Annotated in this window: 14 protein-coding genes; 6 read left to right on the forward strand and 8 right to left on the reverse strand. The window is 69.5% G+C overall.

Annotated elements, in window-relative coordinates; genetic code table 11:
• The first annotated feature begins 22 nt into the window (after positions 1-22).
• The gene (locus ACFWXC_RS00535) at positions 23-1,093 is read left to right on the forward strand and encodes a hypothetical protein (RefSeq protein ID WP_384470689.1); all 1,071 of its coding nucleotides are present in this window, start codon (positions 23-25) and stop codon (positions 1,091-1,093) included.
• Positions 1,094-1,555: 462 nt separating this feature from the next.
• Here the strand turns inward: ACFWXC_RS00535 and ACFWXC_RS00540 are convergent, their stop codons facing one another.
• From ACFWXC_RS00540 to ACFWXC_RS00550, 3 genes are read right to left on the reverse strand one after another with little or no spacing between them, the layout of a single operon-like run.
• A complete protein-coding gene (locus tag ACFWXC_RS00540) occupies positions 1,556-2,254 on the reverse strand; it encodes a PaaI family thioesterase (RefSeq protein ID WP_384470692.1) in 699 nt (232 codons plus the stop codon).
• A gap of 42 nt (positions 2,255-2,296) precedes the next feature.
• Entirely contained in the window at positions 2,297-3,325 is a 1,029-nt protein-coding gene (locus ACFWXC_RS00545) for a zinc-binding dehydrogenase (RefSeq protein ID WP_384470695.1), read from the reverse strand.
• Positions 3,318-3,755, reverse strand: a complete 438-nt coding sequence (locus tag ACFWXC_RS00550) for a 4-oxalocrotonate tautomerase family protein (protein ID WP_384470698.1) — start codon at positions 3,753-3,755, stop codon at positions 3,318-3,320. The genes ACFWXC_RS00545 and ACFWXC_RS00550 overlap by 8 nt, the downstream gene beginning before the upstream one ends.
• Before the next feature lie 78 nt (positions 3,756-3,833).
• Between ACFWXC_RS00550 and ACFWXC_RS00555 the strand changes: the two genes are divergently transcribed.
• From ACFWXC_RS00555 to ACFWXC_RS00570, 4 genes are all read left to right on the forward strand, one after another.
• Positions 3,834-4,418: a TetR/AcrR family transcriptional regulator gene (locus ACFWXC_RS00555; RefSeq protein WP_384470701.1), complete on the forward strand. Its 585-nt coding sequence runs from the start codon at positions 3,834-3,836 to the stop codon at positions 4,416-4,418.
• Positions 4,419-5,002: 584 nt separating this feature from the next.
• Positions 5,003-5,356 carry a DUF317 domain-containing protein gene (locus ACFWXC_RS00560; protein WP_384470704.1) on the forward strand — a complete coding sequence of 118 codons (354 nt, stop codon included), beginning with the start codon at positions 5,003-5,005 and terminating at the stop codon, positions 5,354-5,356.
• A gap of 105 nt (positions 5,357-5,461) precedes the next feature.
• Positions 5,462-5,752: a hypothetical protein gene (locus tag ACFWXC_RS00565; RefSeq protein ID WP_384470707.1), complete on the forward strand. Its 291-nt coding sequence runs from the start codon at positions 5,462-5,464 to the stop codon at positions 5,750-5,752.
• An 87-nt stretch (positions 5,753-5,839) separates the two neighbouring features.
• Positions 5,840-6,496, forward strand: a complete 657-nt coding sequence (locus ACFWXC_RS00570) for a hypothetical protein (protein WP_384470710.1) — start codon at positions 5,840-5,842, stop codon at positions 6,494-6,496.
• Between the two features lie 48 nt (positions 6,497-6,544).
• Here the strand turns inward: ACFWXC_RS00570 and ACFWXC_RS00575 are convergent, their stop codons facing one another.
• Entirely contained in the window at positions 6,545-7,666 is a 1,122-nt protein-coding gene (locus tag ACFWXC_RS00575) for an IS630 family transposase (RefSeq protein WP_384470714.1), read from the reverse strand.
• Between the two features lie 102 nt (positions 7,667-7,768).
• On the opposite strand from ACFWXC_RS00575, the gene ACFWXC_RS00580 reads away from it, so the two are divergent.
• A complete protein-coding gene (locus tag ACFWXC_RS00580; protein WP_384470717.1) occupies positions 7,769-8,590 on the forward strand; it encodes a DUF317 domain-containing protein in 822 nt (273 codons plus the stop codon).
• A gap of 149 nt (positions 8,591-8,739) precedes the next feature.
• Here ACFWXC_RS00580 and ACFWXC_RS00585 read toward each other — a convergent pair whose 3' ends face one another.
• From ACFWXC_RS00585 to ACFWXC_RS00600, 4 genes are all read right to left on the reverse strand, one after another.
• The gene (locus tag ACFWXC_RS00585; protein WP_384470720.1) at positions 8,740-9,435 is read right to left on the reverse strand and encodes a hypothetical protein; all 696 of its coding nucleotides are present in this window, start codon (positions 9,433-9,435) and stop codon (positions 8,740-8,742) included.
• Between the two features lie 78 nt (positions 9,436-9,513).
• Positions 9,514-9,957, reverse strand: coding sequence for a hypothetical protein (locus ACFWXC_RS00590; protein WP_384470723.1), 444 nt, complete (start codon positions 9,955-9,957; stop codon positions 9,514-9,516).
• 440 nt (positions 9,958-10,397) lie between these two features.
• Positions 10,398-12,140, reverse strand: a complete 1,743-nt coding sequence (locus tag ACFWXC_RS00595; RefSeq protein WP_384470726.1) for a relaxase/mobilization nuclease domain-containing protein — start codon at positions 12,138-12,140, stop codon at positions 10,398-10,400.
• The gene (locus ACFWXC_RS00600) at positions 12,137-12,763 is read right to left on the reverse strand and encodes a plasmid mobilization protein (RefSeq protein ID WP_384470729.1); all 627 of its coding nucleotides are present in this window, start codon (positions 12,761-12,763) and stop codon (positions 12,137-12,139) included. The genes ACFWXC_RS00595 and ACFWXC_RS00600 overlap by 4 nt, the downstream gene beginning before the upstream one ends.
• Between the last annotated feature and the right edge of the window lie 137 nt (positions 12,764-12,900).

Here is a 12,900-nt window from a genome sequence, read left to right on the forward strand (position 1 = left end):
CCCCCGCCTCGCCGCCTGCGGTATGACCAGCACCGCAGGCGGCGTGAGCGACGGTGCGAACCCGATGGCCCCGCTCTGCGTCGAAGATGTGAACACAGAGCTGGCGTCAGGAACCAAACAAGCTGCTGCACGCCGTGCTTCCGCCAGAGAATGCATCGACGGCACATCCCGAGGGAACGACGTGAACAAGCAAACGAAGCGCCCTGTCGGCCTGGTTCTCGTGCCCTTCCTGGGCATTTGCCTCCTTGCAGGATGCGGCGGCGGTTCGCAAGCCGACGACGGTCACACAAATGGTCAGTCGCTGCAGAGGCAGGAAGAGCGCGCCCGCCAGGTAGCGGATGCCTGGCGGGGGTCCGGGGCTGCCGCTGCATGGCGCCAGGGGTACTACCCCATGGCCGACGCGGTACAGATTCCGGAGTCCGGTTGGCACAGTCAGGCGGACAAGCGGGCCTACGAAACCCAGAACTTCGCACTGAAGGGGAATTTGCCGGTCGCGACCACGGAGCAGGGGAAGATTGACTGGACCGATGGGAAAGCTCTGACTCGTCCGCTGGGGAGGGCGAAGAAGGCGTACCAGTCGTTCGCCCTCAACCGCAGTGAGGGCCCCAGGCTGACGGTGACGGGAGCGAAGCTTGGCCAGACGACGATCATCACAAGCCGGGGAACAGCCACTGTTCCCGCGTGGCTGTTCACACTGGAGGGCTACGACACCCCGCTCAAGCGTGTGGCCGTCACCCCGTCAAAGCTTCCGCAGCAACCGATCTCACAAGCCCGGCAAGGGTCTGCCGGCGGCCTCAAGAGTGTCCCTGGGCTTGCCGGAACAGCGACGGACGGGCGATCCATCACGGTAAAGGCCGCTCACGGAGCGTGCGACGACGGCCCCGTCGTCAAGGCACTGGAAACGGACGAGAACGTCGTACTGTACGCCTCCGTCAAGGGAGCACAGACCGGTCCCTGCAGCGCCGACCTGATCGAACAGAACGTCAAAGTAGAGCTGCAGAAACCGCTCGGGGACCGCATTCTCCTCGACGCCTTCACCGGTCGGCCAGTCCCCTACGGAGAGCCCGACGGGCGGTCGCCGAGCTGGACGTAGACCATTTAGCGACCAGCCCTAGCTGCCGGCTGGCCGATCGCCAGCGGCACCGTCGGAGGCGCCGCACGCCATCTGATCGCCGACCGGTTCGAGATCGCCAGCAGCCGACGGAGCGTCCCCGGCGCCGAAGCCGTTCTGACCCTCCGCACCATCATCAGCTACGGCGGCTTCCCGGCCTACTGGACCTACCACACCTAGAAAGAACGCGGACGCCTCTATCCTCCGCCCAACCGACACAAACACGAATCCCCAGGCGGACTCACGATCTCACTCAAGAACAGCCGCACCCGAGCAGACTTGTTGACATCCAACCCAGTCGACCAGGTCAGCGGCCTGCACACGACTAACTTCGCTGTTGTAGGTTCTCACCGGCCGTGTCACATGTCGCCTTCCTGGCCATTGGCTTTGTAGCTGGTCTCGGCGGGTGCTGAGGTTCCTCAGTCTCAGGGCCGCGTCATTTCTTCACCGGTCGGTGATTTGCTTCGCGTGGTCGAGGGCTGGGAAGAGGGTGCGCGCGGCCTCTGGGGCGGGGGCGAGGAAGATGCCGTCCGCCTCTACGAGGACGGTGGACGGGGCGTCCTCTGTGGTGATCGTGCCTTTCACGAAGAGCTTGCGGTCGTCGGTTCCTGTGATGTGGGCGGTCACCTGCAAGGAGGTCTCCAGGGGGACAGGGCCTTGGTAGCGCATCTGCAGTGAGATGGTCATGCCCGGTTTGCCGACGGCGGCGCAGGCCCAGCCCATCAGTTCGACGAGGAGCATGGTGCTGATGCCACCGTGGCCGTAGCCGGGCGGTCCTTCGTGGGCGATGCCGAGGAGGCACCGCCCGATGACGCCGCCGTCGACGGGCGTGACGTGCATCGGTGGCGCGAGCGGGCTGCCGGCGCCGGTGACGGGGCTGTACATCCGTGCTCCGTCCGGGAACTCATCCACCTCGGCGATCTCTTTCGGTGAGCGGCGGCGGCCGGTGAGCTGTCCGGTGAGGGCGCGGACGCCGTCTGCGTCTGCCAAGTGGTGCTGGGTTTCCGGGGAGGCCGCGGTGCGGACGGTGGCGTCGACGAGCAGGCGCAGCTCGTGGCCGAGGGTAGCGATCGCCTCCCGCTGGCCTTCCAGGCCGCCTTCGGCTGCGGGATCGTGCGGGGTGGTGGTGAGGGGCGCGTTCATCGAGTGTCTCTGTGCGCGTGGTCGCGGGTGGCGACGGCGGAGTCAGCGTGCGGGCTCAGCCGGGGTGGCCTCGCGGACGAAGACGGGCTTGAGGTGCTTCTCGGGCAGGGCCTCGGGGAGCTGTTCCCAGTCGAGGACGTGGGAGACGACGCGTTCGGGTGCGACGGTGCCGGAGGCGGCGAGGTCGAGGGCGTCGGGGATGTGGGCGCGGACGTTGTCGCGGGCGATGCGCAGGGTGACGCCGGTGAGGTACATGTCGAGGAGCGGTAGTTCGCCGGGGCGGAAGTGGTTGCCGGCCGATTCGCAGATGCCTTCGGGGGCGAGGGACTTGACGGCGAGGGTGAGTTGGTCGACGCGGCCGGTCGCCTCGACGGCGAGGTCGAAGCCGTGGCGGATCGGTTCGATGGTCTCGGCGGTGCGGGCGCCGAAGCTCTCGGCGAGCTTGCGGTGTTCGGGGTCGGGGTCGACGTAGAGGACGTCGGAGGCGCCGAGGGCGCGGGCGATGTCGCAGACGTACAGGCCGATGCTGCCGCGCGCGACGACCAGGACGCGGGCGCCGGGGCGGGCCTTGAGGTGGGGTGCGACCAGGCGCCAGGAGAGCGACCAGTTGTCGCTGGCCGCGGCCATGGCGACCGGGTCGAGTCCGGTCGGCAGCGGGACCAGCATGGCGTCCGCGTACGGGACGCGGACCAGGTCGGAGAAGAGGCCACCCCAGCTGCCGCCGATCGGCGCCCCGTACATGGCCATGTGCGGGACCGAGATGCAGTGGGCGGTGAGCCCGGTGCGGCAGTGGTCGCAGGTGCCACAGCTGATGGGCCAGGGCACGACGACGAGGTCGCCGGGCGCCACGGTGGTCACGCCGTCGCCGACGTCGGTGACGCGGGCGACGCACTCGTGCCCGAGCGCGAACGGCGGGTCGATGAAGCCGTGTCCGGCCAGGATCGCGGAGTCCACGTCGCAGGAGGTGGCGGCCACCGGCGCGACGATCGCCTCCTGGTCGGACCGGAGCTTCGGGTCCGGGGCCTCGCGCCACTCGACCGTGCGGCGGGCGACGTAGGTGAGCTCACGCATCGGCCCGCTCCTTGTCCTGCTGGGACAGGGCGACCAGGTCGGCGTAGCGGATGACGGAGCCGCCCGCACCCCAGGTGCCGTCCGGCTGCTCGTGCACGAGCACCCACACCCGCAGCGCATCGTCCGGAGCGAGGCCGGCGGCGGCGAGGACGGTCGTCGTCACGTCCTGGACCAGTCCGGCCTTGCGCCGTTCGGACAGTGCCCCTTGCGGCACCGTCACCTCGACAAGGAAGCGGGGTGCGTCGTCCTCGGCGGTCGTCTGGGTGCCTTCGGGCAGCTCGGCGAGGTAGCTCCACGCCTGCGAGCGGAAGAAGGCGGTGTCGGGCGCACCCTCCCAGCGCAGCAGCACGGCTGCGAGGTCGCGCTGGACGGCGGCGCGGCCCTCCTCGGTGAGGGCGCCGGTCGGCACGGTCAGCCGGATCATGGGCATGGCAGCTCCTATGACGAGTGTTATAGACGCCGCCACGGTAGGCTATGACGGACGTTATAACCAGAGGGGAGCGCACAGGTGGTCAAGAGCAGTGCGCCGTCGCGCGAGCGGATCGTGGCCGGCGCCGCCGACATGATCAGCCGGCGCGGGCTGAGTGCCACGAGCATCAGAGAGATGGCCAAACACGCCAAGGCCCCGCTCGGCTCGACGTACCACTACTTCCCCGAGGGCAAGCAGCAACTGGCCACCGAGGCTGTCCGGTACACCGGCGAGTGGGTGGCCCGGAGCCTGCGCAAGGAGCTGGAGGCGGGCCCGGCCGAAGGGCTGCGGGCGTTCCTCGGCCTGTGGCGCAAGATCGTCGTTGACAGCGACTTCCACGCGGGCTGCCCGGTCCTGGCGGTGGCCATCGAGGAGCCCCCGGCCGACGAGATTCCCCCCGCCCTGGCCGCCGCCGCCGAGGTCTTCGAGCAGTGGGAAGAACTGCTCGCCGCCTCGCTCCGGGCCCACGGCGCCGAGGCCGAACAGGCCGCGCAGCTCGCGACGCTCATCGTCGCGGCTGTCGAAGGCACGGTGGCCATGTGCCGCGCCCAGCGCAGTATGCGGCCGCTCGACCGCACCGCCGGGCAGCTTCAGGCCCTTATCGCCGCCGCGATCAAGGACTGAGCAAGACACCTGCCGGTGCCCCGGCCGAGCTGCCCTCAACTCCCTTGCCCTGCTCGACCTTCCCGGCTGAGAGCACGATGGCGAGCGGATGCTCCAGGTCGTGGGAGATCTGCTGGTCGACGGCGCGGAACGGCGTAGCCGTGAGGGCGCACCCGAGCCGATGTGCAGAGCGTGCTGACCCGTGCGCCTGCCCTGCCCGACGAGGGCGGACGCACAGGAGGCCGGGTCACGCGCCGATCGCGGCGCGGATGGCCTTGGCCTTCTCCCCGGTGAGCATTCGATGAGGGGGGCGGCCCACAACACCACGGTGTCGCCTGGAGAGCCGGGGACGAGCGCGTCTCGCCCGCTGTCACCCGAATGGGCGTCGGCGCTGAACAGCGAGTCTCACATCGACTGCACAAGTGCAGTCGGAGTGCAGCCAGCCCTGAGACTGTGCAGCGAAATTTGCGACTCTACAACTGTCAAAGGACAGCATTTCGCCGGGGGCAGACAGGAAAGATCGCGGAATGACTGGCCAACGTGCGCGACGGCATGTCAACGTAGACGACCTTGTAGGAAACCCCAGGTCAGAGAGGTGATTGCCTGTGACCGTAGCGTCTGTGGGCCTCGGTTTCTCCACCACCGTGGAAGCCTTGCGGCTTCGCGAATGGCAGCTCGGCCCCGGCCAGCCAACGCTGGTCATGGACCAGTTCGCCGCGGAGGAATTCCACCTGATCGTGGACGACCGTGCGGACGTGCACGTCAGCTCGAAGGACGGCCGCTTCTACCTCGGCTGGTTCCCGCTCGGACGCCCCGGCACGGACGGCGAGGGATGGAAGATCGCAGTCACCGGCACGGCCAAGGTGCGCGGCTACCGCCTGTCGTTCGACATCGAGACGCCAGCTGACATTGTCGCCGCCGCCGTGGCGCGTGTGCTGGAGACCTCACGTCGCGTATGACAGCACAGGCGCCCACCGGTACTCCGCGCTTGAGAGTGGCCGGCTCTCCGCCGGCCACCATCCCGTTCCATCGCTCACCGTTTCCCTCACCCATGGAGGCTGTTCGTGACGTCCGCGGAGATGACCGTCGGCGATCTCATCGACCTGCTGGCTGAGTTCGACCGGAGTGCTCCGGTCCGCCAGGCCATGAATCCGTTCTTTCCGATGGCACACCGCTTGGCACAGGTCGTGCAGTCAGTGGACCGGACCGGCCGGACCGTCGTCTACCTCGCCGAAGGACGCGACGAGGACGCACAACTCGGCCACCTGCCTCCCGAGGTCGCCATGGAGCTGACGTGGCAGGGCCCCGTCGAGACACCCCCGCGCCGCCCCCGCCGCCGCGCCGGCGGCAACTAGTGCTGTGACCGCGAAGCTTTGCCGGGTTGCTGGGCCGGTGATCAAAAAAGGAGGGGTCGCTCCCTCCGGGCGAGGTACGGTCCTGCCATGTCCCGATCAGCCGATATTGCCCTCTCCCAGCCCCCCGTCACCGCGGACGACCTCGACCTTGCCGTGAAACTCGCTGTGGCAGTCCTTTGCGAGGCGCCCCCAGCCGCGTGGGAAGGCAAGGCCGGTTCGCTGGAATGGGACTGCTGGGAAACCGTCGAGCACCTCAGCGACGACCTCTTCGCCTACGCTGCGCAACTGGGCCCCAAAACACCGCCCTTGGATGGTGAGGTGCCCTTCGTGTGGGAGAGCCGACGGCCCGGCGGCCCAGCGAACGCCATTCACGCGGACCGCGAGGCGGGGCCCGCCGGCCTGCTGCAGGTCCTGGAAGCGAGCGGTGCGCTGCTGGTCGCCATGGTGCGCACGACGCCTCCGCAGAGCCGCGCCTACCACGTCTTCGGCGTCTCGGACCCCGAGGGCTTCGCCGCGATGGGGATCGTGGAGACCCTGGTGCACACGCACGACCTGGCACAAGGGCTCGGTCTCGCATGGAGCCCGCCTGCCGATCTGTGCTCTCGGGTGCTCGCCCGGCTGTTTCCGGACGCACCGTCGCCCACGGACCCCTGGCTCACCCTCTTGTGGGCCACCGGACGCGCCGAACTACTCGGACACCGTCGTCTCACCACATGGCGCTGGGACGGCACACCCCGGGCATAGGCTCAGGCTTCTCCGCCACAAAGGAGAGGTTCGGTCGGGGTTGGCTGGTCAGGCTGCTGCTGAGATCGGTCGGCCACCCCAACGGATGCCTTTCTCGCTGCGGATGCGGGCGCGTTCCTTGCGTTCGGCGGCCAGGACGTCGTGGTGGCGGGTGTTGGCGTTGCGCCAGCGCAGGTAGGCGTGCAGGGCCTTGGTCTGCACGGTGTGGTTGGGGTGGTTGGAGTTGGCAATGGTGAACTGCCTCAGTGGTCCGAAGTGGGCCTCGATCGGGTTGGCCCACGAGGCGTAGGTCGGCGTGAAGCACAGTTCGACCTTGTGTTTCTTGGCCCAGCGGCGGATGTTGGCGCCCTTATGGGCGGACAGGTTGTCCAGGATCACGTAGATCGGGGCACCGTCGGGCCGGGCGGCGCGGATCGATTTCAGCGCGGCGAGCGTGTTTCCGGCGCCCTTGCGTCGCCGGTTGACGCCCCACAGGGTGTCGTCGCCGACCGAGTAGCAGCCGTGGAAGTACCGCACGCCGTGGGTGCGGTGGTAGGTGGCGGGCAGCCGGTCGGGCTGTTTGCGCTCTGCCCAGCCTGAGCCTGCGGTGGGTCGGATCCCGAGTGGGCCGAACTCGTCGAAGGCGAAGACCCGGTCGGGGAAGCGGTCAAGGACTTCCTCGATGCGGTCCAGCTTCGTCTCGCGGTTCGGGTCGGGGGATTCCTTCCACGTCTTGGTGCGCTGGAAGGTCACGCCGCGGCGGACGAGCAGGCCGCGTAACGCCTCGCGGCCGATCCGGATGACCCGGCCGTGAACTTTCCGCAGGTAGGCGACGAGTTTACGCAGCGACCAGCGGGTAAAGGGCTGGCCGAGCTTGGTGGGTCGGGTGGTGGCCGTCTGGACGACGAAGTCCTCGTCGTCACGGTTGAGCAGGCGGGGACGGCCTCCCGCCCACCGAGGGTCCAGGCAGGCCAGGCCGATCTCGTTGAACCGGTGGATCACATCCCGGACGGTGTCCTCGTCGGCCTGCACCAGCTGGGCGATCACCGGCACCCGGTTGCCGCCGGCGGAGGCCAGCAGCATCATCGCGCGCCGGTAGCGCACCGAGTTGGTGCTGCCTCGGCGCACGATCTGCTGCAGCTTCTGCCCCTCCTGGTCGGTCAGTCTGCGCACACGGACAGGCTCGGCCACCGCGCCTCCAGCAGTCGGATCGGATGTCACCGCACATCCAACCGCCACGACCACCGACCCGGCGAACCTATGCGGTCACAGCACTAGATACGCACCGAGCCCTTGGAGGCGCCCCTGTACCCCGACTTCCCGCTCGACCCGTCCACTCCGCGCGGCGGCCAGCCCGCGTTCTGGGTCGGTCCCCGGCATCTGGCCGGTGATGATGGACGCCTCTACGACGTAGTCGCCGACTCGCTCGACGGCCTGGGCTGGACGAGTCTGACGATCGTCCGCGGACGGCACGAGCCGGACGAGGCGCCGGAGGACCGCCAGGTCCTGCGCAGCACCGTCCTGCACATCAGTCCCGACACCCTGCGCTGGGCACAGTGGAGCCTGGCGGACGAGCCGTTCCACCTGGGAGAACTGCCGATCGCCTGGCAGATCTCCGCTCGCGTCGAGACGAGCAGCCCGCTCGCTCAGTGGTCGGCCTACTTCACCTCCGATGTCCCCGGCGAGGCGGTGACCGACTTCCTCGTCGCGCTCGATGCCCGCGACCAGCCCGCCGTGCCGTTCGTCGGACCCGAGCTGGTCCTCGACGCTGTCGCCGCACATGGATGGTTCCGCGACATCGACCAGCCCGAGGCGGCTGCGACGGACCCGACGTTCACCTCGCACATCAGCCTCGGCGAGGTGCCGCCCCTCATTCAGGACGGCGACCCGCGCGCCCTGACCACTGAGGCCGACGAGGCGGGACCGGCCGGCTGGCAGGCATGGGCCGAGCCCGTGCTCGGCGCACCGTGCTTGTGGGCGGCTTCTTTCTCCGCCGGCGTCCCGCACGACGTCGTGGCCGTTTTCGCCGCCGCCCTCAGCTCGACAGCACCGGTCCTGCGCCGGGTGTTGCCCGAGGCCACCCAGGAGCGGCTCCTGCGCGCGCCGGCCATCTAGCACCTCGCCCCGCGCCGCCACCCGATGAACTCAGCCCGGCTCCTCCTGTGCGGAGGGCCGGGCCTTCTACTTCTCGGGCCAGACCGTAGCGCCCGATGCACTGCCGCCCCCGACTACCTCAGTCGGGGGCAGCATGCGTTGGAAGCCGGTCAATTTGCTGCGGTTGCCTTGGCGAGGGCCTTGCCGAGGTGGCGGTCGACGAGAGCCGGGGAGCCGGAGACGACCAGCAGCAGACTGCCGTCGCGGATCGCGGTCTGCTTGACCACGGTGCTCCGCCCGCCTGTGGTGAACGTCAGGAGCTGGCTCCAATGCTCATCACCGAGGCCGTGGGGCGCAGGCAGCTTCTGCGAGGCCACGTCAATCGGGGTGCCGCCCGCGACGACCTGATAGGTCGGGCAGCCGGTCATGGCGTCGAAGATCCGGGCGATACCGGCGGACAGCGCTTTCGCGCTGTCGCTGTACAGCTCCTCGGAGATCTCCGAGGAGCTGCCGCCGTAGGTGAAGTCCGCCTTCGCCTTGTGCGGGAAGGCGAGCGTGCCGCCGGTCGCAGCGTCACCGCCCAGCTCGCTCAGGGCCGGGCAGCCGATGACAGTGACGTCGTCGTGCTGGGCTAGACGTTCCGGCTTGGGCAGGTAGCCGTTGCCGAGGTCGCTCGGGTCGAGCAGACGGGACGCGAGCGCGGCCGAGGAGAGCGCAGCCGTCTCCTGGACGTCGTCGGACGGCTTTCCCGCCCGGGCGGCGGAGGGGGTTTTGTGCTTGTCTCCGGTGGTGTCGGTGGAGCAGGCGGGCACGGCGAGGAGTGCGGCGGTGATGCCGAGTGCGGTGGTGGCGACGCGAACGCGCATGACGGAACTGACCCCTTGGTGCTAGGCGACGGGTGGTCAGTACGGGCCCGCGGCCCGGTGGGGTCGTAGGGGCGGTGGTCAGTGCCCGAGGTGGCGCAGGCAGTCCTCGAACGTGGCGTGCGTCGCATCCGCCGGTCCGCTGTTGCGGTTGTACCAGGCGGTGTCGAGGCGGGTCTCCAGCTGCTGGTGGCCGGCCCGGCAGCGCAGCCAGATCTGGCTGCGGGTGGAGAGGATGAGCCAGTCCCGGTACGCGCCGCACTTGGCGCAAGCGGCCATCTCGCCGTCGAGGACGAGCGGCTGCTTCCACGGCATCATCTTGCCGTCGACCTGGTCGTGGCTCGGCACGCGCAGCTCGGGCGGAAGGAAGTCGCTCACGACGGCGGCCGGCTTGGCGGGCTCCGGCTCAGGCGCCGACACTCCAAAGCCGGGCGGAACCTGGCCCTGCAGCTGCGCATGCAGTTCGGCGAACTGCCTCTGAGCTTCGCTCGGCTCCTTAGCCCGGCGGCGTATCCGGTGAAACACCCTGGCCTCCTCCTCTACCTTGTCACCTCGTCCTGCGCGTTTCATGATCGTGCCCTACGCCTCCGGCGGTTTCAATTCACAAAGTCCACAGTCGCCTTCGGCCAGGTCAACAGGGGGTTCCGGCTTCTCGGTTGCCCAGATGACGAGTTGACCACGGTGCGTGTCTCCATGCGGCGAGGCGCCGTTGCCATGGTGCGCCCGATCACACGCGTCGCCTCCCTCGACCGCTCAACTGTGCGACGCCTACTGGCTCGACTCGCCGCACCTGCGTCATGCTCGTTTGTCCTGCGGGTGCACCGGTGCCGACGGCCTCCAACGCGGAGCTGGTCGTTACCGAGGCCCGATGTGACGTACGACCATGCTGTGGATTGCGGTCAGCGCGGTGGCGCTAGCCCTTCTCTCGGCGATGCGTTGAGGCCGCGTGTTGGCATCCGGCGGGCTCACAGGGTCTTACGCGATGGCTCCTCTCCGTTGCGCCGCCTGCCGGGCGCGGAGGGCCTGGTCGTCGAACGGCGCGGTGCGGACCGGCTACCTGCGGTGCTGATCTCGGGCAGGTGGGACGCGTCGGCGGGTAGGTCGGCTGTTCGCCGCATCCGCCACACGAGCACGTCACTGACGGAGTCCGCGGTGCCGAGTTCACGGCGTTCTGCAGCGTCGGTCAGGAGGGTGGCCGGGTCGTGGCCGACGACTTCGGCCTCCGCGATGGTGGCGGCCAAGGCGTACCAGCCGGGCTCGGCGAGGATCTGCTCGGCCAGCTCCGGCAGCGCCTCGCGCAACAACGCGGTCTGCCGCTGGAGCATTGGCCTGCCCAGACGCCGGCCTCGCTGGTAGAGCACACCGAGGGGCTGGGCTGAGGCGGCCTGATAGGCGGTGCGCAGGTGCTCGGCGGCCCGGGTGGCGGCTTTGGCCTGCTGGGCGTGTCCCTTTCTGGCGTGCCAGTGCGCGGCGGCGGTGATAAGGAAGAACAGCATGTCGATCGCCATCGCAGTGGTGGCTCCGTCCTCACCGCGGCTGAGGGCCGGCCCGCCGTGTACGAGGTCGCGGGCGGCCTGCCGCAGCGCTCGATCGTGCCCGCGTACGGCGCGGACATGGGAGCGTGAGGCCCGCTCGAAGGTCGTTGCAGCGTCGCGCAGTTCGTGGCGGGTGTGGGCTGCGGACGTCTTCGCGAGGGCATCCAGGACCTCGCCGGCCGCGGCGATGTGGGCGGCGGCGACCGCGTCGGTGCCGTGCTCGACAACGAGCACGGCCTGCCACGCTGCCGATGCCGTCCTGCATCGGGCAGCGGCCGGTGTGCCCGGGCCCGTCCGGACCGCATCCTCCCGCCGGGGGGCCGGGTTGTCCTCAGCATCTGCGGACCAGCGCTCCTGGATGCGGGGCAGCGAGAGGTCGGGTGCGAGGCGTGCGCCGGGGTAGAACACCGGCTCGCCGCCCTTGTTTCGGTCATCGGGCAGGGCGACCTTGTATCCGAGGAGGTCCCCGGAAGGTGCGGCGCGCTTACGGATCAGGAGACCGGCGCCGACGAGCCGGTCGAAGAACTCCTCCTCGCTCCTCGCGCCGGCCACGGCCCGTCGTACCGTCTCGCGTAGCTCTTCGCGGGCGGTCCGCTCGCGGCCCTGGCGCTCGGCTTTGTGGCGTTCGGCGCTGGTGGGCCGCTGAGCGGCTGTGCCGTCGCCGGTTGCGACCTCGTGGAGACCGAGTTCCTTCTCGATAAGCCGGGCTTCTGCCTGGGCGCGGGCGCCGGAGCGGTAGTCGTCGGGACGGTGGCCGTCCTCGGTTACGAGGGTGGCCACGATGTGGATGTGGTCGTCCGCGTGCCGTACGGCAGCCCAGCGGCAGCCGGGCTGTCCGTCGCCGGGGTCGATGCCGGCGGCGGCGACGATACGGCGGGCGATATCGGCCCACTCCTCGTCGGACAGAGTCCGGTCCTTTGGGTCGGCGCGGACGGACGTGTGCCACACGTGCTTGGCCGGACGTGCGTGCTCGGCGAGGGCCATCACGGGCTGGTCCAGGAGCTGCTGGAGGTCCTTGAGGGTGGCGTTCGGGTCGCGACCGGGATCGGGGGACATGCCATCGAAGGAGGCCACGAGGTGGGGGTCGCTGTGTTCCTCGTGCTTGCCCGGGCCGTAGAGGTAGGCGAGGAGCCCGATGGTGCGGGACCCCGAGGAGTTGACGCTGGGGATCACGAGCTGCGGCGCTCGATCAGTCGCGCGGCGGCATCGTGCGCGGTGTCGGCGGCGCGCCGCACAGCGGCGACCGCCGCTTCGAGGTGGGGAGCGTCGGCACCGGAGTTGAGTGCCTTGACTGCCTGGTTGAGGTTGCTGCCGGCCCAGCCGAGGCGACGCCGACTGTCGAACAGGGCGGTGATCACTTCGCGTTCGTCGGCGATCTCGGCGCTGGTGCGGTCGAGGTCGCGGGCGGCGGCGAGCGCGGAGCGGGCGAGGAACCCGGCGACGGACAGATTGCACTGGGCGGCGGCGGACTTGATCAGAGCGAACTCTTCGTCGTTGAAACGTGTGTTTGGCTGATGCTGGCGCTTCTTCTCGGACGGCTGACGCGGGCGCTGACGGACGCGAGGAGCACGCTGGCGGCGTGCGCGGAGGTCAGTCGGCTTCTCCTCCTGCCCCAGCTCCGATCCGCCCCCGGTCGAAGCCTGAAGGACCTGCGCCCCCCGGTGCAGGTCCTCTCGCGCCCCCTCGGGGGCGGGTTCGGCGGAAGCTACGCTTCCGCCCCAACTTGCTCGCCCCAAGACCGAGTTGGGGTCGGGAGCAGATTCCGGGGTGGTGCCGTTCTTGGGCGCGTTCGTCATCGGGATTCGGGCCTCGTGGAGCGGGCGCGATGTTGGATGGTCGCGGCCAGCGCGAGGACGTCGGCTGGCCCTCGAAGGACGTGGACGGGTCCATCGGGATGGTCCTGCACGAGCCACTGACCGGTTGGCGTGAGGAC

This window comes from Streptomyces sp. NPDC058683, from assembly GCF_042716195.1.
Taxonomy (GTDB): Bacteria; Actinomycetota; Actinomycetes; order Streptomycetales; family Streptomycetaceae; genus Streptomyces.

What these genes read in the sequence shown, in the direction of transcription:
- ACFWXC_RS00550 (WP_384470698.1), bottom strand. Translation starts at nt 3,755, where the DNA reads ATGCCCATGATCCGGCTGACCGTGCCGACCGGCGCCCTCACCGAGGAG.
- ACFWXC_RS00540 (WP_384470692.1), bottom strand. Translation starts at nt 2,254, where the DNA reads ATGAACGCGCCCCTCACCACCACCCCGCACGATCCCGCAGCCGAAGGC.
- ACFWXC_RS00600 (WP_384470729.1), bottom strand. Translation starts at nt 12,763, where the DNA reads ATGACGAACGCGCCCAAGAACGGCACCACCCCGGAATCTGCTCCCGAC.
- ACFWXC_RS00535 (WP_384470689.1), top strand. Translation starts at nt 23, where the DNA reads ATGACCAGCACCGCAGGCGGCGTGAGCGACGGTGCGAACCCGATGGCC.
- ACFWXC_RS00570 (WP_384470710.1), top strand. Translation starts at nt 5,840, where the DNA reads ATGTCCCGATCAGCCGATATTGCCCTCTCCCAGCCCCCCGTCACCGCG.
- ACFWXC_RS00545 (WP_384470695.1), bottom strand. Translation starts at nt 3,325, where the DNA reads ATGCGTGAGCTCACCTACGTCGCCCGCCGCACGGTCGAGTGGCGCGAG.
- ACFWXC_RS00585 (WP_384470720.1), bottom strand. Translation starts at nt 9,435, where the DNA reads ATGCGCGTTCGCGTCGCCACCACCGCACTCGGCATCACCGCCGCACTC.